Consider the following 23,496-nt stretch of genomic DNA (forward strand, 5'->3'; position numbering starts at 1 on the left):
TTGCCTGACAACCGTACCACGGCGCGGGGTGGTCTTGATCAACTCCCGTTCTTGCCGCTCGGCTTCTCGGTCCTGGACTGCGCGTCCTGAGCCCGCTTCAGCGCCGCCTCCAGGTCCTTCTGCGCCTTGGCGTACGCGTCCCAGTCCGGGCCGTCCGGCTGCTGCAGGGCCTCCTTGCCGGCGTCGATGGCCTTCTGGGCGTCCGCAAGTGCCTGCTTGACCGTGGGGTTGCCGGTGTCGGGCGGGTTGGTGCCGGTGTCCGGCGGCGTGGTGGTCGTGCCCTTCACGCCGAACACGTCGTCCAGGGCCGCGTCCAGCGTGTCCTCGAAGGCGGTCTTGCCTCCGTAGGTGACCAGAACCTTGCGCAGCAACGGGTACTTGAGCGATCCGCCGCGTACGTAGACGGGCTCCACGTACAGCAGTCCCCCGTCGAGCGGCACGGTCAGCAGATTGCCGTACTCGACCTTCGAATGCCCGCGGCTGAGCAGGCTGATGGTCTCGGCGATGGCCGATTCGGAGTTGAACTGGCTCTGCACCTGTTTGGGGCCGTCGACGGTGGTGCTCGTGGGCAGTTTCAGGACTCTGATCTTGCCGTAGTCACTGGCGCGCGGATCGGAGTCGACCGCCATGAACGCGCTCAGGTTGTCCCGCCCGTTGGGCGTGAACGTCGTCGTCAGCGAGAACGCCTGCGCGGTCTGGTCCGGCATCTTCATGCTCAGGTAGTACGGCGGGACCGCGCTGCCGGAGTCGTTGGCCGGATCATCGGGCACCTGCCAGACCTCGCTGCCGCTGAGGAACGTCTGGGCGTCCGTCACGTGGTAGCGGGTGAGCAGTTCGCGCTGGACCTTGAACAGGTCCTGCGGGTACCGCAGATGATCCATCAGGTCCGCGGAGATGGTGCTCTTCGCCTTCACCGTGCCGGGGAAGGCCTTCATCCAGGTCTTCAGCACCGGGTCCTCGGTGTCCCACTGGTAGAGCTTGATCTCACCGGTGTACGCGTCGACGGTCGCCTTCACCGAGTTGCGGATGTAGTTGACCTGGTTCTGCTGGGCCACCACCGCACGGGAGTTGTTCGTCGCCGTCAGCGAGTCGGCCGTCGTGTCACCGAGGGTCGTACGGGACGAGTACGGGAAGCCGTTCGACGTGGTGTAGGCGTCGACGATCCACTGGATGCGGCCCTTGACGACGGCCGGGTAGGCGTCGCCGTCGATGGTCAGCCAGGGGGCGACCGCCTCCACGCGCTCCTTGGGCGTGCGGTTGTACAGGATCCGCGAGCCCTTGCCGATCGCGCCCGAGTACAGGATCTGCGGCTCGTTGAACGACAACGCGTACGCGGCCCGGTTGAGCGGGCTGTCGAGGTCGACCCCGCTCCTGCCGGCGTAGCTGGTGGTCTTCTCCCCGCTGTCGTCCGAGTAGTCGATCTCCTTCTGCGGACCGCCGACGATGGAGTACGCGGTGGTCTTCTCGCCGTAGTAGACCCGCTGTTCGTACGTGCCCAGGTCGCCGCGGGACGGCAGGTCGGACTCGGTGAAGACCGGCTCGCCGTTGGAGTCGGCCTCCGTGCCCTTGGCGGCGACCACGCCGTAACCGTGCGTGTAGCGGAAGTGGTCGTTGATCCAGTTGTTCTTCGGGATGCCGTCCAGGTTCAGCTCGCGCAGCCCGAGGACGGTGTCCTGCTCCTTGCCGTCCTTGGTGGGGTAGCGGTCGACGTCCAGGTTGGTCGGGAACCCGTAGTAGTTCTTCATCTGCTGCAACTGCTGGAACGTGGGCGAGACGACGTTCGGATCGATGATCCGGATGCTCGCCGCGTCGTTCGCGTCGTTGCGCAGCTTGGTCTTGTCGGAGGTCGTGGACTTGCCCGCGTACTCGCTGACCTTGGTGTCGTCGATGCCGTACGCCTCGCGGGTCGCCTTGAGGTTCTTCTGGACGTACGGGGCTTCCTTGGCCTGCTCGTTGGGCTGGACCTGGAACTTCTGCACGATCGCCGGGTACAGCCCGCCGATCAGGATCGCCGAGAGCACCATCAGGCCGAAGCCGATGACCGGCAGTTGCCAGGTGCGCCGCCACAGCGTGGCGAAGAACAGCAGCGCGCAGATGACGGCGATGCAGAACAGGATCGTCTTGGCCGGCAGGTAGGCGTTGGCGTCGACGTAGCGCAGGCCGGTCCAGTTGCCGGTCGCCTTGAAGTCGCTGGACTTGACGGCCAGGCCGTACCGGTCGAGCCAGTAGGCGACCGCCTTGAGGGCGACGAAGATGCCGAGCAGCACCGACAGATGCCCGGTCGCGGCGGCCGTGGCACGCGCGCCGGGGCTCGTGACGCGCAGCCCGCCGTACAGGTAGTGGGTGAGTGCGGCGGCGATCAGGCAGAGGATCGCGGCGGCGAAGCCGAAGCCCAGCAGGAACCGGTACCAGGGCAGGTCGAAGGCGTAGAAGGAGATGTCGAGGTGGAACTGCGGGTCCTTCTCGTGGAAGGGGACGCCGTTGACCCACATCAGCCAGGTCCGCCACTGGCTCGACGCCGAGGCACCGGCGATGAGGCCGACCAGGGCGGTGACGGCGAGCAGCAGCCACTTCTTGTACGGCGCTATGGCCATCCGGTACCGGTCGAGGCTCTGCTGCTCCATGGACATGGCGCTCAGCGGGGGCCGCAGCCGGTGCGCGAGCCAGATGTTGACGCCCACGGCCAGTGCCATCAGCAGGCCGAAGACGAAGAACAGCCCGATCTTGGTCGACAGCGTGGTCGTGAACACGGACGAGTAGTGCACCGACCGGTACCACAGCCAGTCCGTCCAGAAGCCCGCGAACATGGTGAACGCCATGCCGAGGACTGCCAGGACGCCCAGTGTCACGAGCAGGGTCCTCACGCGCCGGGACGGGCGGCCCGCTCTGATCCGTGGACCCGTCGGGCCTCCGCCGCGGTCCGGCATCTGGAAAGCCAAGGTGCGCACCTCGAAGTCGCTGTCGATCCGTCAGGCCCCCGGTTTCGCGGGCCCTCCGTGGCCCCCCGTGATCGTGGGCCCACACCTATGCAACTTACTCACGGTTTACTCGGTTCCCGATTCCGGGCGGGAACGAGGCAGGATTGTGACCATGTCCAACACTCCCATGGCAGCGAACCCGCTCACCCGGGCCGTACTCGAGATCGACGAGTACGCCTCCGGCCTCGGCTGGGAACAGCCCGCTCGCCTCTTCGCCCTCGTCGACACCGCACGGCTGCGGGCCCAGGAACCCTCGCTCGCGGCCCAGCTGGGCCTGGAGAACGAGTCCGAGACCGCCGGTCTCACCCCGATCGAGCAGGACGAGATCCCGTCCGGCAAGCCGCTGGACGAGTTCCTCGGCACCATCGCCTGGCCGGACGCGGTGGCCGGCTGCGCGCTCACGGTGGAGCGCCTGATGCTGCCGCCGTCGGCCGAGGCGCAGGTCCCGCAGGGCCTGAGCGAGGCCAAGCTGGCCAAGTGGGTGGCCGATCACCCCGAGCGCCAGGAGGTCCGGATGACGGTCGCGGTGCTGCGCGACGGCACCCGCGAGTCGGCGCTGCGGCTGCGCGAGAAGGACTCCTCGACGGAGGTCCTGACCGGCCCCGACCTGGTTCCGGGGCTCGCCCAGGCACTGTCCTCGACGTTCGCGGACTGACGTCCGGCGGGTACGGCGATGGGGGCGCCCCGGATGTGCGGGGCGCCCCCAGCCGTGCTCAGCGGCCGCTCAGCCCTTGGTGGCGCACTTGGGCAGGGCCGCGGTGTTCCCGCCGCGGATGTCCTTCAGCACGCCGAGGGCGTCCCCGATCGTCTTGACCTTGACCAGGGTGAGCCCGCTCGGGGTGTCCTTGGCGGCGGCCGCGCAGTTCTCGGCCGGCGTCAGGAAGTACTGGGCGCCCTTGCTGCGCGCGCCCACGGTCTTCATCTCGATGCCGCCGATCGGGCCGACCGTGCCGTTGTCGTCGATGGTGCCGGTGCCAGCGACGAACCTGCCGCCCGTGAGGTTGCCCGGGGTGAGCTTGTCGTAGATCCCGAGGGCGAACATCAGACCGGCGCTGGGGCCGCCGACGTCGGCGAGCTTGATGTCGATGGAGAACGGGAAGGTGTGGTCGGTCCCGGCGGAGATCCCGACGATGGCCCGCTTGGCGCCTGTGTCGTGGGAGGTCGCCGTCGTGATGGCGACGTCCTGTGTCTTCGTCGCCGCCTTGTTCGCCCTCTCGGCGGCGGCCTGCGCCTTGGCCGGGACGACCGTGAAGACGACCTTCTGACCGGCCTTGTGCCTGGTCACCAGCTTGGCGACGTCGGACGGCTGCTTGACCGCCGTGCCGTCCACGGCCTTGATCACGTCACCGGCGTGCAGCCGGCCCTCGGCCGGGGAGTCCTTGACGACGGTGGAGACGATCACCCAGGACTTCACCGGGACGCCCAGCTCCTTCAGGGCGGCGACCTTGGCGCTCTCCTGGGACTGGCTGAACTCCTCGGCGTTCTCCTGGGAGGACTGCTCCTCCGTCTTGCCGTCCGGGTAGAGGGTGTCGTGCGGGACGATCTTGCTGTCGTGGGCCAGCCACCCGTAGACGGCCTCCACCAGGTTCATCCGGAAGTCCGCGCTGGTGACCCGGACCGTGGTCATGTTCAGATGACCGTCGGCCGGATAGGTCTTGTGCCCGGAGATCTGCAGCACCGGCTCGCCGTCGTGGTCCCCCAGCGTGTTCACGGTCGGGCCGGGGGACATCTCCGAGAACGGCACGGGGATGAGCACTCCCGCGCACAGGAGCGCGATCAGCATCAGGGTGGAGGCGAGCATCGTCGCGGTGCGGCGTGGCATGCCATGACAGTACGGGACGGCTGTGTCAGCGCACCGTCAGGGCACCCGCGTCACGCCTCGCGCGCGCTCGTGTCCGTCTTCTCCATGGCGGCGCGGAATCGGGCGTACCCGTCGAGCTCCGGACCGTCGCTGCGCATCTTGCGCGTCCGGTTGGCCCAACTACCCCACAGTCCGGCCGCTATCGCAGCCACCATCGGAATCAGCAACCAGGCGAGAGCCGCCATGCCGACCTCCCAACCCCTTGAGCGTCTGCGACTGACTGATCAGCAGATTAACCATTCGCACTGACAACGCTCACGCGAGGGTGCCGGTTACGCAACCGCATGGCCCGGTTGGCCGAACGTGCCGCACGGTGGGGAGCGGTCAGCAGGCGCCGACCCACTCCTCGGTCCCATCGGAGAACTTCTGGTGCTTCCAGATGGGGACCTCGTGCTTGATGTCGTCGATCAGCCGGCGGCAGGCGTCGAAGGCCTCCGCGCGGTGCGGGCACGCCACGGCGACCACGACGGCGAGGTCCCCGATCCGCAGGTCACCCACACGGTGGACGGCGGCCAGCGCGCGCACCGGGAAGTCCGCGACGACCTTCTCGGCGATCCGCCGCATCTCGGCCTCGGCACTGGGATGGCAGGAGTACCCGAGCCCGTCGACGTCGGCGCCGCCGTCGTGGTTGCGCACGGTCCCGACGAACAGCGCGATGCCGCCGGCCGCCTCGTCCCCGACGGCCCGGAACACCTCGTCGACGGAGAGCGCGGTCTCCCGGACACCGATCAGCTTGACGGGATCCTGAGCGGCCTGCTCACCGGGGTGCTCGTTCGCGTGTGCCATACCTCCCATCCTGCCGCACGCGTATGACATCCCGGTATACGAGATTCACCAGTCCCGCGCGCACCGGCGTTTGGAGCGTCCTACAGGACGCGCGGCACACGCGGGTCCCGGGTCTCACACCCGCCGCCGCGCCTTCCGGGCCCGGCGGACCACGGCGGCGGCACCGAGCAGGGCCACCGTCGCGCCCGCCGCACCCGCGGCCGTCGCGTCCTTGCGCCCCAGCCGCCGGCCGGCGACCGTGTGCCGACCGGAGACCTCCTCCAGCAGCTCCGCGAGGACCTCCTCGTTGGTCCACTTCGGCCGCCACCCGGCGTCGTGCAGCCGGCTCCCGCTGACCACCCAGGGGTACATCGTGTAGGCCAGGTCCCCCGCCGGGGACGGTGTGAGCCCGATCCGGTGCAGCCGGGCCGCGGCGCCGAGCGCGACCGCCGACGGCAGCTCCATCCGCCGGATCCCGCTCAGCTCCTCGACCTCCTCCTGCTCGAGCCAGCCGTCGCAGCCGACGGCGAGTTCCCCGTCGACCTTCTCCAGGACGGCGTACTCCAGCGCACCGCAGAGGTCCTCGACATGGCAGAACTGCCACGCCGGCCGGGATCCGGCGACGACGAGCAGCCGGGGCGACTCGAAGTACCGGGTCAGTGCCGTGTCCGTGCCGCCGACCAGGACGGCGGGCCGGACCACGCTGACGTTCAGACCCGGGTGCGCCCGGGGCGCGCGCCGGGCCAGCCGTTCGATCTCCAGCAGGTCGCCCACGCCCGTGGCCTCGGCCGTCGCGCGGAGCTCGGCGTCCTCAGAGAGGGGCAGCTCGTTGTCCGGCAGCGCGCCGTAGACCATTGCGGAGGTGCACAGCACCACCCGGGGCACCCCGGCCGCCGCGGCGGCCGTCAGCACGGTCTGGGTCCCCCGGACGTTGTAAGCCGTGCGTGCGGCCGGATCGGTCTCCAGATCGAGGTCGAGCGCGAGGTGCACGACCACGTCCACGCCCCGCAGCTTGTCCGCGATCGCCGGGTCGCGGACGTCGAGGATGTGCCACTGGGCGTCGGCGCAGTCCCCGCGCCGCTCGTCGATGGCGACGACCCTCTTGATCTCCCCGGAGGCGGCGAGCCGCTCCGTGAGCAGGGCGCCCACCCCGGTGGCGGCGCCGGTGACCGCGACGACGGGCCCGCGCGCGGCGGGAGGGGTTGTGAGGTTTCGCGCTGCGCGAACCTGCGGATCTGGGGAACTCACCGGGCGTCTCCAGCGGTTGTCTTCAGTACGGGCGCGAGTGACGCGTACGTACCAGGTGCATCCATCCTGCCGCAGGCCTTCCGTGGGCGAAGCACCGAGGCCCGATCGGGTCGGGGTGTCTACGCTGGGTGGTGACGTCGGGCAGCCGCGCCGCCGGGAGAGACCGGTGGCCTTACCAGCCGAGGAATCCCGTGAGTGACACCCCATTCGGTTTCGGCCTTCCGCCGGAGGAGCCGGAAGACGGCGACGAGGGCAAGAAGAAGGACCAGCAGAGCGGTGGTGGTCAGGGCCCGGCCAACCCGTTCGGTTTCGGCGGCGCGCCCGGGGCCGGGGGCTTCGGCGCCCCCGGCGCCGACAATCCGCTCGCAGCCATGTTCGGGTCCCTGAACCCCACCGACCTGGGCGCCGCGTTCCAGCAGCTGGGCCAGATGCTCTCCTACGAGGGCGGCCCGGTGAACTGGGACATGGCCAAGCAGATCGCCCGCCAGACGGTCGCCCAGGGCGCCCCGGACGGCACGAAGGACGCCAGCGTGGGCCCGGCGGACCGCAAGGCGGTCGAGGAGGCCGTGCGCCTGGCCGACCTGTGGCTGGACGACGCGACGTCCCTGCCGTCGGGCTCCGCCTCCGCCGTGGCGTGGTCCCGCGCGGAGTGGGTCGAGGCGACCCTGCCCGCCTGGCAGGAGCTGGTCGACCCGGTCGCCGAGCGCGTCGGCGCGGCCATGGGCGACGTCCTGCCGGAGGAGATGCAGGCCATGGCGGGCCCGCTGATCGGCATGATGCGCTCGATGGGCGGCGCCATGTTCGGCACGCAGATCGGCCAGGCCGTCGGCGTGCTGGCGGGCGAGGTCGTCGGCTCCACCGACATCGGCCTGCCGCTGGGCCCGGCCCGCAAGGCCGCGCTGCTGCCGGCCAACGTCGAGGCCTTCGGCAAGGACCTCGGCGTCCCGCAGGAGGAGGTGCGGCTCTACCTGGCCCTGCGCGAGGCCGCCCACCAGCGTCTGTTCGCGCACGTGCCGTGGCTGCGCTCGCACCTGTTCGGCGCGGTCGACGGCTACGCGCGCGGGATCAAGGTCGACACGGCCAAGCTGGAGGACGTGGTCGGCCAGTTCGACCCGCAGAACCCCGAGCAGCTGCAGGACGCGCTGCAGCAGGGCATGTTCCAGCCCGAGGACACGCCCGAGCAGAAGGCCGCCCTGGCGCGTCTGGAGACCGCTCTGGCGCTCGTCGAGGGCTGGGTGGACGCGGTGGTCCACGCGGCCGCGAAGCCGCGTCTGTCGTCGGCCGACGCCCTGCGCGAGACCCTGCGCCGCCGCCGCGCGACGGGCGGTCCGGCCGAGCAGACGTTCGCCACTCTGATCGGCCTGGAGCTGCGTCCGCGCCGGCTGCGTGACGCTTCCCGCCTGTGGGCCTCGCTCACGGACGCGCGCGGTGTCGACGGCCGGGACGACCTGTGGCACCACCCGGACATGCTGCCGACGGCCACCGACCTGGACGACCCGGACGGCTTCGTGCACCGCGAGCAGATGGACTTCTCCGAGCTGGACAAGATGCTCGGCGAGGCCGCCGACAAGCCCGACCTGCGCAAGAAGGACGACGGCGAGACCAAGGGCGACGACACCGAGTGAGCCTCCACGACGACGCGGTCCTCGTCCTCAAGGGGTACGAGGGCCAGGAGGAGCTGCGCCAGGTCTACCTGGACCACCTCGCCACGCATCCCGACGGCCTGTGGAAGGCCTGCGGGGACGGGCACATCACGGCGAGCGCGCTGGTGATCGACCCGGAGCGGGGCCGGGTGCTGCTCACCCTGCACCGGAAGCTGCGGATGTGGCTCCAGATGGGCGGTCACTGCGAGCCGACCGACGCGACCCTGGCCGAGGCCGCCCTGCGCGAGGCGGCCGAGGAGTCCGGCATCGCCTCCGGGCTGACCCTCCTGTCCGGCGGACCGGTGCGCCTGGACCGGCATCACACGCCGTGCGCCTGGCATCTGGACGTCCAGTACGCGGCGCTCGCTCCGGCCGGTGCCGTGGAGGCGATCAGCGACGAGTCGCTCGACCTGCGCTGGTTCCCCTACGCCGAGGTCGCGGACGTGGCCGACGGGTCGGTCGTACGGCTGCTGGAAGCGGCCCTCGCCAGGCTCTGAGGCACCCGCCCGCCCGCGAGCACGCGTGAGGGGCGGCCGCACAGGCGGCCGCCCCTCACGTCTGCCGTCCTGGTGGTCAGCTCCAGACGTTGCCCTGGTTCTGACCGCGGGCCCCCTGCTGCCCCATGCCGAACTGGGCCGCGAGGCCCTGCCCGATCGCCGCGTTCTGCGGCGGCAGCAGCTCGCTGGGCTGCACCAGCGCGAACCCGGAGCCCATGAAGCTCAGCTCCCAGCCCTCGCCGGTGTTGCCGCGCCTGCGCCACACGCCGGAGGAATGCGTCTGCGCCTGCATCTGCACGCGCAGCCCGGTGGACCAGGCGACGATCGCGTCCGCGTCGCAGTTGACGTATTTGTCGGGCGTGACCTGCATGAGCAGCGGGGCGCCCGAGGTCATCAGCGCGACCTTGCCCCGTCCGGTGATGTTGAGCTGGTACTTCCCCGAGCCGGAGATGCCGTAGAGGCTGTCGACGGCGATGACCTCGTGGTGCAGCGAGGAGTCCATGGCGAGGACGTAGGAGCTGTCGACCGTCAGCCCGTCCTGCTCGACGTCCATGACGTGCACGTGCTGGGCGAGGTTGGCGAGGTAGACCGTGCCCTGTCCGTGACAGCGCATCAGGTCCAGGCCCTCGCCGGTGCGCGCACGCGCACGTGCCTGGTTGTTGCTGCGGTACTCGGCGTCGAACTCGACCAGCCCCTGGTAGGCGACCATGGTGCCCTTGCGGGCGAGGATGTCGTCGTGGCCCTCGAGGGTGACGCGGAGCATCTGCTTGTTCTGCAGACTCCAGCGCTCCTGGGTCTGCAGGTCGTTGTGCGCGAAAAGCGGGCTCTGCATGGTGTTCTGGCTCCCCCTCAGCCCCGGACTCGGAGGCGGTCGGTGCTGTCCTCGCTGGGCTGGACGACGACGATGCCCTGGCCGGAGAAGGCCATCTGGTAGGCCTCGCCGCTGCCCCGGCCGATCAGCGACTGCGCCTTGAAGCTGCGCTTGCCCTTCACCTTCAGGTTCGGGGACCAGGCGACGAGCGCGTCCGGGTCGACGTACGTCTCGTCCTCGCCGCCACCGCAGTCCACGACGATCGGTTTGCCGCGGGAGGTCAGCGCGACCCAGCCCTGCCCGGAGATCTTCGTGTTCCACAGGCCCTGCCCGGCGAACTTGGCGAGCCCCTTGACGCGCTCCACGCCCCAGGTGAGGTGGGCGTCGAAGGCGAGCAGGTTGGTGGCGTTGACGGAGATGCCGTCGCCGTTGAGGTTGATCACGACGACGTCGGCGCCGTAGTCGGCCAGGTAGAGCAGGCCGTCGCCGGAGCACTTCATCAGCGGGGCGCCCTCGCCGGTGATCCAGTCGCGGGCGATCTGGCGGACGGCCGGCGGGTTGGGCTCGTACTGGATGAAGCCTTCGTAGGCGACCATCGACCCCACGCGCGCGAGGAGGTCGTTCCCGGTCTGCATGGCGACCTTCAGCATGTGGTTGCCGTGGTTCTCCATGCGGGCGGTGACGGGTGCGGGGGCGTAGCCCGCGAGCGGCTGGTTCATGACGGGCTCCCTCAGACCTCGTACGGCTGGACCACGATGAAGTTGCCGGGCGCGCCCCGGAACTGCAGGTTGACGCTCTCGCCGGTGTCGCCCGGGTAGGCGTTGCGGCGCATGCGGACCTGGCTGGAGACGATCACCTGGGAGGCGGCCGACCAGGCGACGACCGCGTTGCAGTCGGCGAAGGTGGTCGGCGTGACCGGCAGGACCACGGGTGTGCCGTGCGTCTTGACGACGATCGTGCCGGTGCCCTGGAACTGCATGGTGAACAGCGCGCCGCCCGGGATGCCGTGTCCCTCGACGCGGCGGACCTCGTACTGGAGGCTCTCGTCGAAGGCGAGGACGTTCTCCGCGGACACGCAGATCGCGTCGCCCTGGAGCTCGACCGGGTGCAGGTGGGTGGAGTTCTCCGCGAGGAACACCTGGCCCTGGCCGGTGCAGCGCATCAGCTGCATCTCCTGGCCGGTGGCGTTGCCGACGAGCCGCCCGGCGAAGCCGGCGCCCTTGTAGCTGAAGTCGACCTTGCCCTGGTAGAGCACCATGCTGCCCTGCCGAGCGAGCACAGGCTGTCCGCCGACGCCGAGGTCGACGCGGATGAGCTTCTTGTTCTGCTGCGTCCAGCGCTGCCCGGTCGGCGTCTCCTTGAACGCCTGGAGCGCGGCCGTGACACCGGCACCGCCCTGGGGCGCGCCCTGCGGCACTCCGTAGGGGGCGGTCTGCTGACCGGGGACCTGACCGTAGCCCGGCGGCATGGGAGCGGTCGGCTGGCCGCCGTAGGAGGGCGGCTGCTGGCCGTACCCGGGAGGCATGGGCGCGCCGGGCTGACCACCGTAGGGCGGCTGCTGGGGCGGCTGGCCGTAGGGCGCGGGCGCCGGGGCCGGGGGCGGCACGGTGCCGCCGGGGGGCTGGTGCAGCGGGGCGATGACCGTCGGCGCGCCGTGCATGTTCGGTGCGGGTGCCGGGGCCGGCGGCGGGGTGTGCCCGGGCGGCGGCGCGAAGCCCTGTGCGGCGGGCTGGGGCGCGGGGGCCGGGGCGGGCTGGGGCGCGGGGGCGGCCGGAGCGCCGAACGAGGGCGGTGCGGCGGCCTGGGCGGGCGGGGCGAAGCCGGGCGCCGCGCCGGACTGCGGGGCGGCCGGCGCCTCCTCCTCCAGCACCTCGCCGCCGAAGTTCTTCAGCAGCGCGTCCAGGCCGCCGTCGAAGCCCTGGCCGACGGCCGCGAACCGCCAGCCGTCCTTGAAGTAGAAGTCGCCGAGCATCACGGCGCGCTCGGTGGAGAACTCCGCGCCGCTGAACGAGTAGCGGGCGACCTCCTCACCGCCCGCCACGATGCGCAGGTATCCGGGGGCGATCTGCGACATCTGCCCGGCGCCGTCGAGGGTCGCCGTGAAGGACAGCTTGCGGATCTGGGAGGGGATGCCGTCGAGCGTTACCCGGAAGGACTCCGTGTCGCCCGCCTGGGCACCCAGCAGTTGGACGGACTCCTCCGGGGTCTTCGGCTGGTTGAAGAAGACGAAGTACCGGTCGTCCGACAGGCGCTCGTCGGCGTCCAGACCGAAGCAGCTGATGTCGAAGGTCAGTCCGGGGCCGGTGATCTGCACGCCTACGTACAGATCCGTGCCCGCCGTGAGGTCACTGATCCTGGCCTTGTGGCCGCGTTGGAATTCCCTGGCCATGCGTTACGACCGTCCCCCATCCCGAATGCGAGTGCGTCGCGCCAGGCTAACGGCAATGGCCGACATCGGCCCCGGTCGGGCCCGGTCGGTACAGACCCGGTACACAATCGCACCCGACCGCTCATCCGGGCGGGCGGGCCGGGCGCCTCACTCGTCCCGTGCGCCGGGCAGGTGCGGGAGCCGCTGCGCGGCGACGACCCCTTCCAGGTAGCCGCGGGCGCGCTCGGTGCGCGGGTAGGCCTCCAGCAGCCGCCAGAAGTCGGGCCCGTGACCGGGCACCAGCAGATGGGCGAGCTCGTGGCACAGGACGTAGTCGACGACGTACTCCGGCATCCCCTGAAGCCGGTGCGAGAGACGGATGCTGCCCTCGGCCGGGGTGCACGAGCCCCAACGGGTGTTCTGGTTGGTGACCCAGCGCACGGAGGCGGGCCGGGCCCGGCCGTCGAAGTACTGGGCCGACAGCCGCGCTGCGCGCTCGGCCAGCTCACCGTCACCCAGCTGCCGACGGCTCTCCTGCGCGGCGAGCTTGTCGAGCATGACGGTCACCCAGCGCTGCTCCTCCGCCTTCGACATCCGGGCGGGGATCAGCACGACGGTGCGATCGCCCTCGCGGTACGCGGAGACGGTCCGGCGACGCCGGGCACTCCTGCGTACCTCGATCGCGCTCGCCTTCGAGCCGCCGGGCGGCTGGCTCGTCGTACTGCGCTGTGGGTTACCGGCGCGGTGCAGTGGGTCGGCGGGCACGCCCCGACGTTACCCGGTGGGCAGGGCCGAAGTCCCGGCTCGGGGACGGTGGAATGTCGACGCCCCACCATGCGTCTGATTCGTACGACCGGCCCGGGTGGCCGCTTTACGGTAATTCATCATGACTGATCAGTACGACAAATACCCCACACCTGTGGACAACTTCGGGCACCCGGCGCACGGGCCGGGCATGCTGGCAGGCGTCGGCGGAGCGTGACCGGTTCCACCGGCGGACGGACGTTCCGGGTGTTTCTACGGATACGGGGGCAAGTCATGCATCCGATGGTGAAGCCGGCGCTGCGGCGCGGCTGGCGCGACCTGAACACCGTGCAGTTCGGGATGACCCCGGCGCACGCGCTGACGCTGGGGCCGTTGGACACGGCGACGGGCGGCTTCCTGGATCTGCTCGACGGCACCCGCGGGCTGCCCCTGCTGCGCGAGGAGGGCCGCCGCACGGGCCTGCCCGACGGCCGGGTCGACGCCCTGGTGGAGCGGCTGGCCGGGGCCGGCCTGGTGGACGACGCGTGCGGCGGCGGACCGGACGCGGACGCCCTGCGCGAGAAGCGGGAGGTGCTGGGGCGGCTGCGCCCCGATCTCGCCTCGCTGAGTCTGACCACGTCCGAACCGGGCGGGGCGCTCGCCCGGCTCGCCGCCCGCCGTGCGCTGCGCGTGCAGGTGCGGGGCGCCGGCCGGGTCGGCGCGCTGCTGGCGTCGGTGCTGTCGGGCGCGGGCGTCGGCGAGGTCGACGTGCGGGACGACGGCCGCGTGGAGCCCTGGGACGTGGCACCGGGCGGCCTGCCTGCGGAGTCCGTCGGCGAGCGCCGCGACACGGCAGCGCGGGCCGCGGTCCGCCGCGCGGCACCGGACCGGCCGCCGCGCCGCCCCCACTCCCCCGGCTCCGGCGCCGCGGACCCCGGTCTCTCCCTGGTGATCCTCGCGCCCCGGGACGACGTGGCGGTGCACGCGCCGGATCCGCGCACCGCCGAGCCGCTCCTGGCCTCCGGGACGCCCCATCTGTACGCCGGCGTCGTGGAGGGCACGGGGGTCGTCGGGCCGCTCGTCCTGCCCGGCGAGTCGGGCTGCGCCGGCTGTCTGCACGAGGACCGCACGGACCGCGACCCGGCCTGGCCCCGGCTGATCTCCCAGTGGGGATCCGGCCGGGCCCGCCGGATCGGAGCCTGCGATCTGACCCTGGCCACGGCGGTCGCCGGACTGGCCGCGGCCCACGCCCTGGCCTTTCTCGACGGCGGATCGCCCGCCACCGCCGGGGCCCGCTGGGAGGTGTCCGCACCCGGCCTGACCTGGCATTCCCGGCCGGTTCGGCCCCACCCGGCATGCGGCTGCGGTGCGGCGGAGAGAGGGAGGGAGAGTGGTAAAACGGAGCACTCCTCAACCGATGGACGACCACGCGCGACAATGGCGGTGCAACGGCCGTCCGCGAAGCGACGAAGCGAAGCAGGCGCGGCGCGACCGACTGGGACCTGGAGGGCGCATGTCTGATCTTCCCCGGAAGGCGGTCACCCGGACCGCCAAGCTCGCCGCGCTCCCGCTCGGCTTCGCCGGCCGGGCGACCTGGGGGCTGGGCAAGCGGATCGTGGGCGAGTCCGCGGAGATCGTCGGCCGTGAGCTGCAACAGCGCACGGCGGAGCAACTGTTCAAGGTGCTCGGCGAGCTCAAGGGCGGCGCGATGAAGTTCGGGCAGGCGATGTCCGTCTTCGAGTCGGCGCTGCCCGAGGAGATCGCCGGCCCCTACCGTGCGGCCCTGACCAAACTCCAGGACGCGGCGCCCCCGATGCCGACGCGCACCGTGCACACGGTGCTCGAGGAGCGCCTCGGCCCGGACTGGCGTGATCTGTTCGAGGAGTTCGAGGACAAGCCGGCGGCGGCGGCCTCGATCGGCCAGGTGCACCGCGCGGTGTGGCACGACGGCCGTGAGGTGGCCGTCAAGGTGCAGTACCCGGGGGCCGGCGAGGCCCTGCTCTCCGATCTCACACAACTGAGCCGCTTCGCACGGCTGCTGGGTCCGCTCATCCCGGGCATGGACATCAAGCCGCTGATCGCGGAGTTGAAGGACCGCGTCTCCGAGGAGCTGGACTACGCGTTGGAGGCCCAGGCCCAGACCGCGCACGCAGACGTGTTCGCCGCCGATCCGGACGTGGTCGTCCCCGCGGTGGTGCACCAGTGCGAGCAGGTGCTGGTGACGGAGTGGATCGACGGCATCCCGCTGTCGGAGGTCATCTCCGACGGCACCCCCGAGCAGCGCGACCGGGCCGGGCAGCTCCTCGCCCGCTTCCTGTTCTCCGGGCCGGCCCGCACCGGTCTGCTGCACGCCGACCCGCATCCGGGCAACTTCCGGCTGCTGCCCGGCGGCCCGGCCGGCGAGGACGACTGGCGGCTGGGCGTCCTGGACTTCGGCACCGTCGACCGCCTGCCCGGCGGGCTGCCCCTGCCGATCGGAGTCTCGCTGCGGCTGACGCTGGACGGGGAGGCCGAGCGGGTCTACGAACTCCTCTGCGAGGAAGGGTTCGTGAAGGAGTCCATAGAGCTCGAACCCGACGCGGTCCTCGACTACCTGCTGCCGATCATCGAGCCGGCCCGGGTGGACGCCTTCACCTTCACCCGTTCCTGGATGCGCGGTCAGGCCGCCCGCGTCGCCGACCCGCGCTCCCCCGCCTATCAGCTGGGCAAGCGGCTGAATCTGCCGCCGGCCTACCTGCTGATCCACCGGGTGACCCTCAGCACGATCGGTGTTCTGTGCCAGCTCGGCGCGACGGTCCGGCTGCGGGAGGAACTGGAGGAGTGGCTGCCGGGCTTCGTCGGCGACGACGTCTCGGCCGAGGAGGAGCCGGCGGGCGCCTGACCGGGTGGCGTGCCCGGTGGCCGTGGCCCGGCACGCCTCAGCCGGTTCCGGGGCCGCCGGGCCGGCGGTGGGCGCAGTCGATCTCGTTGCCGTCGAGGTCGGTGACGTATCCGAGGTTGCCGTTGGAGTGCACGGTCACCGACCCCGGCCGCTGTTCGACCTCGAAGGGCTCGTAGGCGTGGGTCGTTCCGGACCAGGGACGGCCGCCGCTGGTGTCGACCGACCAGACCATGAAGGTCTCGCCGGGAAGCAGCCAGCGGTCGCTCCCGTACGGTTCGAGGATCAGCTCCAGCAGTTCCTCGGTGTCGTTCGTGATCCTCATGCGCGCCACCGGCGCATCCTGTGCCGCCACTGTTCCCCCGTCGTCGCACGGACCGTCCGGGCCGGCAGCGTACCGGTCAGGTCGCACGGTCCGGAGCGGGATCTCACCACCAGGACGAGTCGAGCCGTCCCTCGATCGCCCGCAGGTTCTCCCGGGAGCAGGTGTCGCAGAAGTACTGGCGGACGCCGTTCTCCACGGAGCAGGTCCAGGTGACCGGCTCGGGGCCGTCGGCGAGGGTGCCGCAGCGGGCGCACACCACGGGGCCGCGGCCGGCGGTTGAGCTGCCCTGGTCGGTGCCTCCGGGAAGACTCGTCACCCGGCGACCATAACCCCGCGGTCGGCAGATCGCCGCACACAACGCACCGCGGGGGCCGGTCCGTTCGGCCGGACCGGCCCCCGCGGGGAATGCTTCGCCTCCCTGGGCCGGGAGGCCACCGCTGTTCAGGTGTGCTCGTTACTGCATGACGGCCATGGCGAGCGCGCGGCGGGCACGCAGCGAGGCGCGCTCGGCGCGGCGCTGCATCCGCTGGGCGACCGCCAGGCGCATGGCCCGGCGTTCGCGCACGGCGTCGTGGAGTCGCTCGTGCATATGCGCACGAGCCAGGGCTTCTTGCATGAGTTGCATTTCTCGGTTCCTGTTCTGCCGCGCTTCGGTAGCGCCGGTGGAGGTGAAGTCTGTGGTCGCGGAGCCTGTGAGCTCGCTGGTGGACGGCTTCATCGGGGCCTGCTTCTTGGGGTCGTGCGTGAGGGGGCGGTCGATCGTTCCTGCGGTGTTCATGCCGTGACCGGGTTCTTGCGCGGACGACCACGCGGCCGCTTCCGGGCGACGACGACGCCCTGGACGAACAGCTCGCCACCCCAGACGCCCCAGGGCTCACGCCGCTCCTTGGCGCCGGCGAGGCATGCCTCCATCAGCGGGCAGGTGCGGCAGAGGGACTTGGCGTACTCCACGTCCGCGGGCGACTCGGCGAAGAAGACCTCCGGGTCGTAGGAGCGGCAGGGAACGGGTACGCCGAGGTTCTCGATGGCGTCGTCGAGCGCGGTGAGCGCGGTGAGGGGGATCAAGGTGGAGTCCTCCGTGAGGCCGGGCGGGGGGATCGTTTGCGAAGGCGGTACGGACGGGGCGTGCGCTTCGAGTTGCACGGTGTGTCTTCCTCGTCTGGTCGTTCCGGCCGGTTGACCGGGTGTCGGCTGGTACCGGGTTCTTTCCTGTCCCGAGGCCCCTTCGCTCTGTCGCCCCGTTCGGGGCAAACAGAAGGGCCGCGGATCCCGGGTGGGGTTCCGCGGCCCTGAAGGCGCCGGCCTGATCGAATCAGGCTGGATCACTCCAGGGTTCTGGCCCACGGAAGGCCCACATCAGGTGGTGCTGCTTCGTCTGCTTCCGGAATCCGGCACCGGCCGGCGCAAAGGCATAGGCATGTGCCTGCGCCTCTACCGCTTCCAGTGCCTTGGTCGGTCGCTCATTGCCCTCGCGGACGGGAAGACCCGCGAGAGACAGGGCGGAGGCCGGACGGACGGCACGAATGCCGGACAGACCGGTGCCCTGGTTCGAGGCGCCGAGCATGCACGTGGAGACGGCCGAGCGATCGGTCAGTTTGGCCGTGCTGATGGTGCTGAAGTTGATGCTGATCACTGGACTCGCCTCCTCTCGGCGTCTCAAGGGCTGGGACGAACCAGCCCGTTCGGATATGCAAGTACATCACGGAACCGCGGTCTTCGAGAAGGCCGCCGCTTCCGTGCCTAGAACCTATGGGGATTGCCGGGGCATGCGCAAACTATTTTTTCGACGAGTTCGCATCAGTCGTCCAGGCCGTCTTCGCCGGGCTCCTGGCCTGCGCAGATGGCCAGAACATCGGCTCCGTAGCTGCGCAGCTTGCGGCTGAGGACGCCGGGGATGCGGGAGAGGTCGGCGGGGTTCTCCGGCCGTGCCTCGGCGATGGCCATCAGGGTCCGGTCGGTGAAGACGCAGAAGTCCGGCTGCCCGCTGCGCTCGGCCTGGACCGCCCGCCACTCGCGAAGCCGCTCGTAGAGCCCCTCGTCCATGTCCGAGGGGCAGTCCTCACAGCGCATCAGCTTCATCTCGCCCGCGTCGGTGAGGGTGCGGCCGCAGACCCGGCAGCGGGCCGGGACCCGCTGGGCACGCCGGGGAGCGGCGGCCGCGGCACCGGCGATCCCGCGCTCGACTCCGCCTCCGGTGCCGGCACCGCCGCGGCCCACGGTGGCGGTGGTGCCGGGGCGCAGGCCGTCGAGGAAGCGGCTGGGCCTGCGGTTGGGGCGGCCGCCGGGTGAGCGGGAGAGGGCCCAGGAGACGTAAAGCCGCTCTCGGGCACGGGTCACGCCGACGTACAGGAGCCGGCGCTCCTCCTCGATCTGCTCGTCGGTCTTGGCATAGCTGATGGGGAGCATGCCCTCGGCCACGCCGGCGAGGAAGACGACGTCCCACTCCAGGCCCTTGGCGGCGTGCAGGGAGGCGAGGGTGACGCCCTGCACGGTCGGGGCGTGCTGGGCGCCCGCCCGCTCGTCCAGTTCCGCCACGAAGTCGCCGAGGGAGGCGCCGGGTCTGGCGGCGGCCAGGTCGTGGGCGAGGTTGACCAGGGCGGCCAGGGACTCCCAGCGCTCCCTGACCGCGCCGGAACCGGCCGGGGGCTCGGTGGTCCAGCCCTCCCCGGACAGCACGGCACGCACCTGGGAGGGCAGGTCCACGGCGTCGTCCAGGAGCGAGTCGTTGCCGCCGAAGCGGGCCGCGCCGCGCAGGGCGACGCCGGCCTTGCGCACCTCGGGCCGGTCGAAGAAGCGTTCGGCGCCGCGCAGCTGGTAGGGGACGCCGGCGTCGGCGAGGGCCTGCTCGTAGGTCTCGGACTGCCCGTTCGTACGGAACAGGACGGCGATCTCGGCGGCCGGGACGCCCGCGTCGATCAGCTCGCGGATACGGCGGGCGGCACCCTCGGCCTCGGCGGGCTCGTCCGTGTACTCCGTGTGGACGGGTTCGGGGCCGGAGGGGCGCTGGGAGACCAGTTCCAGCCGGTGGTCGGCGGCGCGGCCGCGGGCCTGGGAGAGCAGACCGTTGGCAAGGCGGACGACCTGGGGGGTGGAGCGGTAGTCCCGGACCAGCTTCACGACGGTGGCGCGGGGGTGCTTGGCACGGAAGTCGAGGAGGTGGTCGGGCGTTGCTCCCGTGAACGAGTAGATCGTCTGGCTGGCGTCACCGACGACGCAGAGGCTGTCGCGCTCGCCCAGCCACAGCTCCAGCAACCGCTGCTGCAGGGGGCTGACGTCCTGGTACTCGTCGACGACGAAGTGCTGGTACTGCGAGCGGACCTGTTCGGCGATGTCGTGCCGGTCCTGGAGGACGGCGACGGTCAGCAGCAGGACGTCCTCGAAGTCGATCACCGCGCGGTCGCGCTTGAGGTCCTCGTAGGCCGCGTAGAGATGGGCGATCTCGGCCGGGTCGCGCGGGGTCTCCCGGCCCGCCTTCACTGCCGCGTACGGGTAGTCGGCGGGGATGGTCTGGGTGACCTTGGACCATTCGATCTCGGAGGTGACGTCCCGCAGCTCGCCCCGGTCGAGCCGGGTGCCGCAGGCGGCGGCCGCGTCGGCGACGAGCTGGATCTTGCGGTCGATGAGCCGGGGCATGCCGCCACCGATGGCTTTCGGCCAGAAGTACTGGAGCTGGCGCAGGGCGGCGGAGTGGAAGGTGCGGGCCTGGACGCCCTGGGCGCCGAGCTGACGGAGCCGGCCGCGCATCTCCCCGGCGGCGCGATTGGTGAAGGTGACGGCGAGCACGCTGGAGGGCTGCAGGATCCCGGCCCGCACCCCGTAGGCGATGCGGTGGGTGATCGCCCGGGTCTTGCCGGTGCCCGCTCCGGCCAGCACGCACACCGGCCCGTGCAGGGCGGTGGCCACCTCACGCTGCTCGGGGTCGAGCCCCGCGAGCACCGCGTCGGCCGAATCCGGTACCTGCGGGAAGAGGGTGGAGTGCGTTGCTGCTGTCACACAGCCATGCTGCCAGGTCGCCGGAGACGGCTGTGCCGGTTGTCCACAGGCGGGTACCCGCGGTCGTACTAATGCGGCAGGTGTCACATCCGGGGGCCCATACCCCCATGGGGAATGGCCTGCCGCTCGCTTACGTTCTACTCCCCGGACGAAGTTTCCGAGCAGCCTGAGGAGCGCGAGAGACATGCAGGGCACTGTGACGATGTACAGCACGACTTGGTGCGGCTACTGCCGGCGGCTGAAGAGCCAGCTGGACCGGGAGGGCATCGCGTACACCGAGATCAACATCGAGCAGGACCCCGAGTCCGCCGCCTTCGTGGAGAAGGCGAACGGTGGAAACCAGACGGTCCCGACGGTCCGGGTGGTCTCCGGCTCCGGGGGCGACGAGGTCGTCATGACGAACCCGAGCCTCGCCCAGGTCAAGCAGGCCCTCACCGCCTGACCTCTCACGCTGCACGATCCGCTGCACGACCCCCGACGGCCCGGCTGTCGGGGGTTTCGTGTGTCCACCCGCCGGCTCCGGAACGGCGACGGCCGTAGCGCTGCCGCCCGGCTGTCGGACCCTCCGTCTACCGTGCGCGTCATGGACATGGACGACCCGCAAGACGTAGGCGCAGCGTTCTGGGCGCAGATTCTCGGCTTCACGATCAGCGAGGAGCCGCCCCCGCCGGACAGCCCCCTCGGCCGGGTGGTGGCCTTCGTCGCCGAGCACGGTGAGGAAGCGCTCCGGGACGAACACTTCGAGGCCGCGCGGGAGGGGCGTCCCCTGCTCCCCTGAGAGATGCGGGGGCCGCCCCTCCGCGGCCGGCCGTGTGCCCGGGGCGCGCGGGCCCCGGGCACGCGGTCAGACGAAGCTGCGCGTCGGCAAAGGCTTGCCGTACCACATCTCGATCAGGCGGGCCGCGATCGAGATGCCGTAGGGCGGCATGACCTCGCCGGACTCGAAGGCCTCGTGGAGCTCCGCGCGGGAGAACCAGCGGGCCTCGTGGATCTCGTCGCCGTCGACGTCGATGTCGGTCGACGTGGCGCGGGCCATGAAGCCGAGCATCAGGCTGGACGGGAACGGCCAGGGCTGGCTGGCCACGTACTCGACCGGGCCGACGGTGACACCGACCTCCTCGAAGACCTCGCGGCGCACGGCCTGCTCGATGGACTCGCCCGGCTCGACGAAGCCGGCGAGCGTGGAGAAGCGGCCCTCGGGCCAGTGAACCTGGCGTCCGAGGAGGATGCGGTCCTCCGCGTCGGTCACCGCCATGATCACGGCCGGGTCGGTGCGCGGGTAGTGCTCGGCACCGCAGGCCGGGCAGCGGCGGATGTGGCCGGCGGCGGCGATCACCGTGCGCTCGCCGCAGCGGGAGCAGAAGCGGTGGGTGCGCTGCCAGTTCTCCAGGCCGACCGCGTGCACCATCAGCCCGGCGTCGCGCGGCGACAGCAGCAGGCCCGCCTCTCGCAGGCCCGCGGAGCGGGCGGACTGGTCGATGCGGCCGGGCAGGGAGTCCTTCTGCAGCGCGAAGTAGCTGACGCCCTCCTCGTCGATGCCCAGGAAGTAACGGTGTGCCTCGGTGAGGGGCGCCTCGAAGGACGGCGTCATGACGAGTTCGGTCCGGCCGTCCGGGGTCTCGTCGATCAGCACCTGGCCGCCGGAGACGACGAAGCAGCGGGTGGTGGGGTGGCTCCACGCCGCCGCGAGCCAGGCCTCGTCCAGCCGGTGGTGCGCGGCACGGTCGAGGCCGCTCGGGGCGGTCAGCGAGATGGGTCGGTCGGCTGTGTCGTCGGTCCAGGTGGTCACGGGTGCTTCCAACTCCCCCAGGTGCGGTTCTCGTATCGGCGGACGGTTCGGCGGGGCGCCGGGCGGGAGGGCACGGGGCCGGGCGGCGGCGGGCGTACGGGGCGGTCCTTCCAGTGTGCCCCGCGCGCGGCGCCCTCCCTTGCGGCGCCGGCCGGTCAGGGCGTGCGGCTCCAGTGAGCGGCCAGGTCGCCCCACAGGTAGGCGCTGGTCTCGACGCCTTTGAGGAGGAGGTCCAGTTCGACCTTCTCGTTGGGGGCGTGCCAGCCGTCGGAGGGGACGGAGATGCCCAGGAAGAGCACGGGGGCACCGAGGACTTCCTGGAGGTCGGCGGCGGGTCCGGAGCCGCCCTCGCGGGTGAAGCGGACCGGCTTCTCGAAGGCGCGGCCCATGGCACGGACCACGGACTGCAGGGCGGGGTGGTCGAGCGGCGTCAGGCACGGGCGCGTGGCCGCGCCGAAGACGATCTCGTGGCGGATGCCGGCGGGCACCTGCTCGGCCGCCCAGTCGCGGACGGCCTTCTCGATGTGGTCGGGGTCCTGGCCGGCGACCAGCCGGAAGGACAGCTTCACCATGGCCGAGGACGGGATGATCGTCTTGCCGCCGGGACCCTGGTAGCCGCCGCCGATGCCGTTGACCTCGGCGGTCGGGCGGGCCCAGATCCGCTCCAGCGTGGTGTGCCCGGCCTCGCCGTGGGCGGCGCGGGACTTGGCGGTGCGCAGCCAGCGCTCCTCGTCGAAGGGCAGCTCGGCGAAGAGTTCGCGCTCGCGGTCGGTCAGCTCGACGATGCCGTCGTAGAAGCCGGGGACCGCCACGCGCGCGTGCTCGTCGTGGAGGGCGGCCACCAGGCGGGCGGCGGCGGTGGCCGGGTTGGGCACGGCGCCGCCGAAGGAGCCCGAGTGGATGTCCTGGTCGGGGCCGTACAGGCGGATCTCGCAGTCGGCGAGGCCGCGCATGCCGGTGCAGACGGTGGGGGTGTCCTCGGACCACATGCCGGTGTCGGAGACGATCACGGCGTCGGCGGCGAGCAGCGCCGCCCGCTCCTCGACGAGTGCCCTGAAGTGCGCGGAGCCGGACTCCTCCTCGCCCTCGACCAGCAGCTTCAGGTTGACCGCGGGGGCGGTGCGGCCGGTGGCGGCGAGGTGGGCGCGGACGCCGAGTGTGTGGAAGAACACCTGCCCCTTGTCGTCGGCCGCCCCGCGCGCGTAGAGGCGGTTCTCCCGGACGACCGGTTCGAAGGGGTCGCTGTCCCAGCCGTCCTCGACGGCGGCGGGCTGGACGTCGTGGTGGCCGTAGACGAGGACGGTGGGCGCCTCGGGGTCGTCCGAGGGCCACTCGGCGAAGACGGCCGGGGCGCCCGCGGTCTCCCAGACCTCGGCGGTCGGGAAGCCCGTCTCCCTGAGTTTGCCGGCGAGCCAGTCGGCGCTGCGCCGCACGTCGGGCGCGTGGTCGGGCTGGGCCGACACGGACGGGATGCGCAGCCACGCGGCGAGATCGTCGAGGAAGGCGGCGCGGTGCTGCTCGATGTACGTGCGGACGGCGCTGTCCGGGGTCTGGCTCATGCTCACGAGCCTATCGGCCTTCACGGGCGTCCTCGGC

The 23,496-nt window shown here is 71.5% G+C and carries 24 protein-coding genes; 7 read left to right on the plus strand and 17 right to left on the minus strand.

Features of this window, described 5'->3' with window-relative positions:
- Positions 1 to 38 precede the first annotated feature (38 nt).
- Positions 39 to 2,927: a UPF0182 family membrane protein gene (locus BLW57_RS14365; RefSeq protein ID WP_256339818.1), complete on the minus strand. Its 2,889-nt coding sequence runs from the start codon at positions 2,925 to 2,927 to the stop codon at positions 39 to 41.
- 163 nt (positions 2,928 to 3,090) lie between these two features.
- On the opposite strand from BLW57_RS14365, the gene BLW57_RS14370 reads away from it, so the two are divergent.
- Positions 3,091 to 3,633, plus strand: a complete 543-nt coding sequence (locus BLW57_RS14370) for a PPA1309 family protein (protein WP_093474868.1) — start codon at positions 3,091 to 3,093, stop codon at positions 3,631 to 3,633.
- A 69-nt stretch (positions 3,634 to 3,702) separates the two neighbouring features.
- Here the strand turns inward: BLW57_RS14370 and BLW57_RS14375 are convergent, their stop codons facing one another.
- The 4 genes from BLW57_RS14375 to BLW57_RS14385 form a co-directional block, all read right to left on the minus strand.
- Positions 3,703 to 4,800, minus strand: coding sequence for a YlbL family protein (locus BLW57_RS14375; protein WP_176985581.1), 1,098 nt, complete (start codon positions 4,798 to 4,800; stop codon positions 3,703 to 3,705).
- Positions 4,801 to 4,850: 50 nt separating this feature from the next.
- On the minus strand, positions 4,851 to 4,994 hold the full coding sequence (locus BLW57_RS41380; protein ID WP_176985370.1) for a hypothetical protein: 144 nt from the start codon (positions 4,992 to 4,994) through the stop codon (positions 4,851 to 4,853).
- 169 nt (positions 4,995 to 5,163) lie between these two features.
- The gene (locus BLW57_RS14380; protein ID WP_073889348.1) at positions 5,164 to 5,625 is read right to left on the minus strand and encodes a molybdenum cofactor biosynthesis protein MoaE; all 462 of its coding nucleotides are present in this window, start codon (positions 5,623 to 5,625) and stop codon (positions 5,164 to 5,166) included.
- A gap of 114 nt (positions 5,626 to 5,739) precedes the next feature.
- Positions 5,740 to 6,852 carry an SDR family oxidoreductase gene (locus tag BLW57_RS14385; protein WP_093474869.1) on the minus strand — a complete coding sequence of 371 codons (1,113 nt, stop codon included), beginning with the start codon at positions 6,850 to 6,852 and terminating at the stop codon, positions 5,740 to 5,742.
- 191 nt (positions 6,853 to 7,043) lie between these two features.
- Here BLW57_RS14385 and BLW57_RS14390 point away from each other — a divergent pair, with 191 nt between their 5' ends.
- Together BLW57_RS14390 and BLW57_RS14395 are read left to right on the plus strand one after the other, a co-directional pair.
- Positions 7,044 to 8,477, plus strand: a complete 1,434-nt coding sequence (locus BLW57_RS14390; protein WP_093474871.1) for a zinc-dependent metalloprotease — start codon at positions 7,044 to 7,046, stop codon at positions 8,475 to 8,477.
- Positions 8,474 to 8,992: an NUDIX hydrolase gene (locus BLW57_RS14395; protein WP_093474872.1), complete on the plus strand. Its 519-nt coding sequence runs from the start codon at positions 8,474 to 8,476 to the stop codon at positions 8,990 to 8,992. Before BLW57_RS14390 ends, BLW57_RS14395 begins: the two co-directional genes overlap by 4 nt.
- 76 nt (positions 8,993 to 9,068) lie before the next feature.
- Here the strand turns inward: BLW57_RS14395 and BLW57_RS14400 are convergent, their stop codons facing one another.
- The 4 genes from BLW57_RS14400 to BLW57_RS14415 all read right to left on the minus strand — a co-directional run bounded on the left by BLW57_RS14400 (position 9,069) and on the right by BLW57_RS14415 (position 12,936).
- Entirely contained in the window at positions 9,069 to 9,824 is a 756-nt protein-coding gene (locus BLW57_RS14400; protein ID WP_093474874.1) for an AIM24 family protein, read from the minus strand.
- Positions 9,825 to 9,841: 17 nt separating this feature from the next.
- Positions 9,842 to 10,522, minus strand: coding sequence for an AIM24 family protein (locus BLW57_RS14405; RefSeq protein WP_073889342.1), 681 nt, complete (start codon positions 10,520 to 10,522; stop codon positions 9,842 to 9,844).
- An 11-nt stretch (positions 10,523 to 10,533) separates the two neighbouring features.
- Positions 10,534 to 12,192 carry a TerD family protein gene (locus BLW57_RS14410; protein ID WP_093474875.1) on the minus strand — a complete coding sequence of 553 codons (1,659 nt, stop codon included), beginning with the start codon at positions 12,190 to 12,192 and terminating at the stop codon, positions 10,534 to 10,536.
- Between the two features lie 147 nt (positions 12,193 to 12,339).
- Positions 12,340 to 12,936 carry a M48 metallopeptidase family protein gene (locus BLW57_RS14415; RefSeq protein WP_093474877.1) on the minus strand — a complete coding sequence of 199 codons (597 nt, stop codon included), beginning with the start codon at positions 12,934 to 12,936 and terminating at the stop codon, positions 12,340 to 12,342.
- 273 nt (positions 12,937 to 13,209) lie between these two features.
- Here BLW57_RS14415 and BLW57_RS14420 point away from each other — a divergent pair, with 273 nt between their 5' ends.
- Complete coding sequence (locus BLW57_RS14420) at positions 13,210 to 14,436, plus strand: TOMM precursor leader peptide-binding protein (protein ID WP_093474879.1); 1,227 nt, start codon at positions 13,210 to 13,212, stop codon at positions 14,434 to 14,436.
- Complete coding sequence (locus tag BLW57_RS14425; RefSeq protein WP_093474881.1) at positions 14,429 to 15,796, plus strand: ABC1 kinase family protein; 1,368 nt, start codon at positions 14,429 to 14,431, stop codon at positions 15,794 to 15,796. The genes BLW57_RS14420 and BLW57_RS14425 overlap by 8 nt, the downstream gene beginning before the upstream one ends.
- A 37-nt stretch (positions 15,797 to 15,833) precedes the next feature.
- Here the strand turns inward: BLW57_RS14425 and BLW57_RS14430 are convergent, their stop codons facing one another.
- The 6 genes from BLW57_RS14430 to BLW57_RS14455 all read right to left on the minus strand — a co-directional run bounded on the left by BLW57_RS14430 (position 15,834) and on the right by BLW57_RS14455 (position 20,111).
- On the minus strand, positions 15,834 to 16,118 hold the full coding sequence (locus tag BLW57_RS14430; RefSeq protein WP_143051604.1) for a hypothetical protein: 285 nt from the start codon (positions 16,116 to 16,118) through the stop codon (positions 15,834 to 15,836).
- 103 nt (positions 16,119 to 16,221) lie between these two features.
- Positions 16,222 to 16,434, minus strand: coding sequence for a hypothetical protein (locus tag BLW57_RS14435; RefSeq protein WP_093474885.1), 213 nt, complete (start codon positions 16,432 to 16,434; stop codon positions 16,222 to 16,224).
- Between the two features lie 138 nt (positions 16,435 to 16,572).
- Positions 16,573 to 16,896, minus strand: coding sequence for a hypothetical protein (locus BLW57_RS14440; RefSeq protein WP_093474886.1), 324 nt, complete (start codon positions 16,894 to 16,896; stop codon positions 16,573 to 16,575).
- Positions 16,893 to 17,261: a WhiB family transcriptional regulator gene (locus BLW57_RS14445; protein ID WP_037660091.1), complete on the minus strand. Its 369-nt coding sequence runs from the start codon at positions 17,259 to 17,261 to the stop codon at positions 16,893 to 16,895. Before BLW57_RS14445 ends, BLW57_RS14440 begins: the two co-directional genes overlap by 4 nt.
- 169 nt (positions 17,262 to 17,430) lie before the next feature.
- The gene (locus BLW57_RS14450) at positions 17,431 to 17,751 is read right to left on the minus strand and encodes a hypothetical protein (protein WP_093474888.1); all 321 of its coding nucleotides are present in this window, start codon (positions 17,749 to 17,751) and stop codon (positions 17,431 to 17,433) included.
- 164 nt (positions 17,752 to 17,915) lie between these two features.
- A complete protein-coding gene (locus tag BLW57_RS14455; protein ID WP_176985582.1) occupies positions 17,916 to 20,111 on the minus strand; it encodes an ATP-dependent DNA helicase UvrD2 in 2,196 nt (731 codons plus the stop codon).
- A 184-nt stretch (positions 20,112 to 20,295) separates the two neighbouring features.
- Here BLW57_RS14455 and BLW57_RS14460 point away from each other — a divergent pair, with 184 nt between their 5' ends.
- Together BLW57_RS14460 and BLW57_RS14465 are read left to right on the plus strand one after the other, a co-directional pair.
- Positions 20,296 to 20,553 carry a mycoredoxin gene (locus tag BLW57_RS14460; RefSeq protein WP_093474891.1) on the plus strand — a complete coding sequence of 86 codons (258 nt, stop codon included), beginning with the start codon at positions 20,296 to 20,298 and terminating at the stop codon, positions 20,551 to 20,553.
- Between the two features lie 141 nt (positions 20,554 to 20,694).
- Positions 20,695 to 20,889: a hypothetical protein gene (locus tag BLW57_RS14465; protein WP_093474892.1), complete on the plus strand. Its 195-nt coding sequence runs from the start codon at positions 20,695 to 20,697 to the stop codon at positions 20,887 to 20,889.
- 66 nt (positions 20,890 to 20,955) lie between these two features.
- On the opposite strand, the gene nudC is transcribed toward BLW57_RS14465, so the two are convergent.
- A complete protein-coding gene (gene nudC, locus BLW57_RS14470; RefSeq protein WP_093474894.1) occupies positions 20,956 to 21,900 on the minus strand; it encodes an NAD(+) diphosphatase in 945 nt (314 codons plus the stop codon).
- A gap of 155 nt (positions 21,901 to 22,055) precedes the next feature.
- Positions 22,056 to 23,459, minus strand: a complete 1,404-nt coding sequence (locus BLW57_RS14475) for a dipeptidase (RefSeq protein ID WP_093474895.1) — start codon at positions 23,457 to 23,459, stop codon at positions 22,056 to 22,058.
- Positions 23,460 to 23,496 lie beyond the last annotated feature (37 nt).

The organism is Streptomyces sp. 1222.5, assembly GCF_900105245.1.
Taxonomy (GTDB): Bacteria; Actinomycetota; Actinomycetes; order Streptomycetales; family Streptomycetaceae; genus Streptomyces; species Streptomyces albidocamelliae.

Excerpts from the sequence above, each read along its gene's own strand:
- BLW57_RS14475 (WP_093474895.1), bottom strand. The coding sequence starts at position 23,459 with ATGAGCCAGACCCCGGACAGCGCCGTCCGCACGTACATCGAGCAGCAC.
- BLW57_RS14420 (WP_093474879.1), top strand. The coding sequence starts at position 13,210 with ATGCATCCGATGGTGAAGCCGGCGCTGCGGCGCGGCTGGCGCGACCTG.
- BLW57_RS14400 (WP_093474874.1), bottom strand. The coding sequence starts at position 9,824 with ATGCAGAGCCCGCTTTTCGCGCACAACGACCTGCAGACCCAGGAGCGC.
- BLW57_RS14410 (WP_093474875.1), bottom strand. The coding sequence starts at position 12,192 with ATGGCCAGGGAATTCCAACGCGGCCACAAGGCCAGGATCAGTGACCTC.
- BLW57_RS14460 (WP_093474891.1), top strand. The coding sequence starts at position 20,296 with ATGCAGGGCACTGTGACGATGTACAGCACGACTTGGTGCGGCTACTGC.
- BLW57_RS14405 (WP_073889342.1), bottom strand. The coding sequence starts at position 10,522 with ATGAACCAGCCGCTCGCGGGCTACGCCCCCGCACCCGTCACCGCCCGC.
- BLW57_RS14380 (WP_073889348.1), bottom strand. The coding sequence starts at position 5,625 with ATGGCACACGCGAACGAGCACCCCGGTGAGCAGGCCGCTCAGGATCCC.
- BLW57_RS14365 (WP_256339818.1), bottom strand. The coding sequence starts at position 2,927 with ATGCCGGACCGCGGCGGAGGCCCGACGGGTCCACGGATCAGAGCGGGC.
- BLW57_RS14425 (WP_093474881.1), top strand. The coding sequence starts at position 14,429 with ATGTCTGATCTTCCCCGGAAGGCGGTCACCCGGACCGCCAAGCTCGCC.
- BLW57_RS14370 (WP_093474868.1), top strand. The coding sequence starts at position 3,091 with ATGTCCAACACTCCCATGGCAGCGAACCCGCTCACCCGGGCCGTACTC.
- BLW57_RS14430 (WP_143051604.1), bottom strand. The coding sequence starts at position 16,118 with ATGAGGATCACGAACGACACCGAGGAACTGCTGGAGCTGATCCTCGAA.
- BLW57_RS41380 (WP_176985370.1), bottom strand. The coding sequence starts at position 4,994 with ATGGTGGCTGCGATAGCGGCCGGACTGTGGGGTAGTTGGGCCAACCGG.
- BLW57_RS14440 (WP_093474886.1), bottom strand. The coding sequence starts at position 16,896 with ATGAACACCGCAGGAACGATCGACCGCCCCCTCACGCACGACCCCAAG.
- BLW57_RS14375 (WP_176985581.1), bottom strand. The coding sequence starts at position 4,800 with ATGCCACGCCGCACCGCGACGATGCTCGCCTCCACCCTGATGCTGATC.
- BLW57_RS14465 (WP_093474892.1), top strand. The coding sequence starts at position 20,695 with ATGGACATGGACGACCCGCAAGACGTAGGCGCAGCGTTCTGGGCGCAG.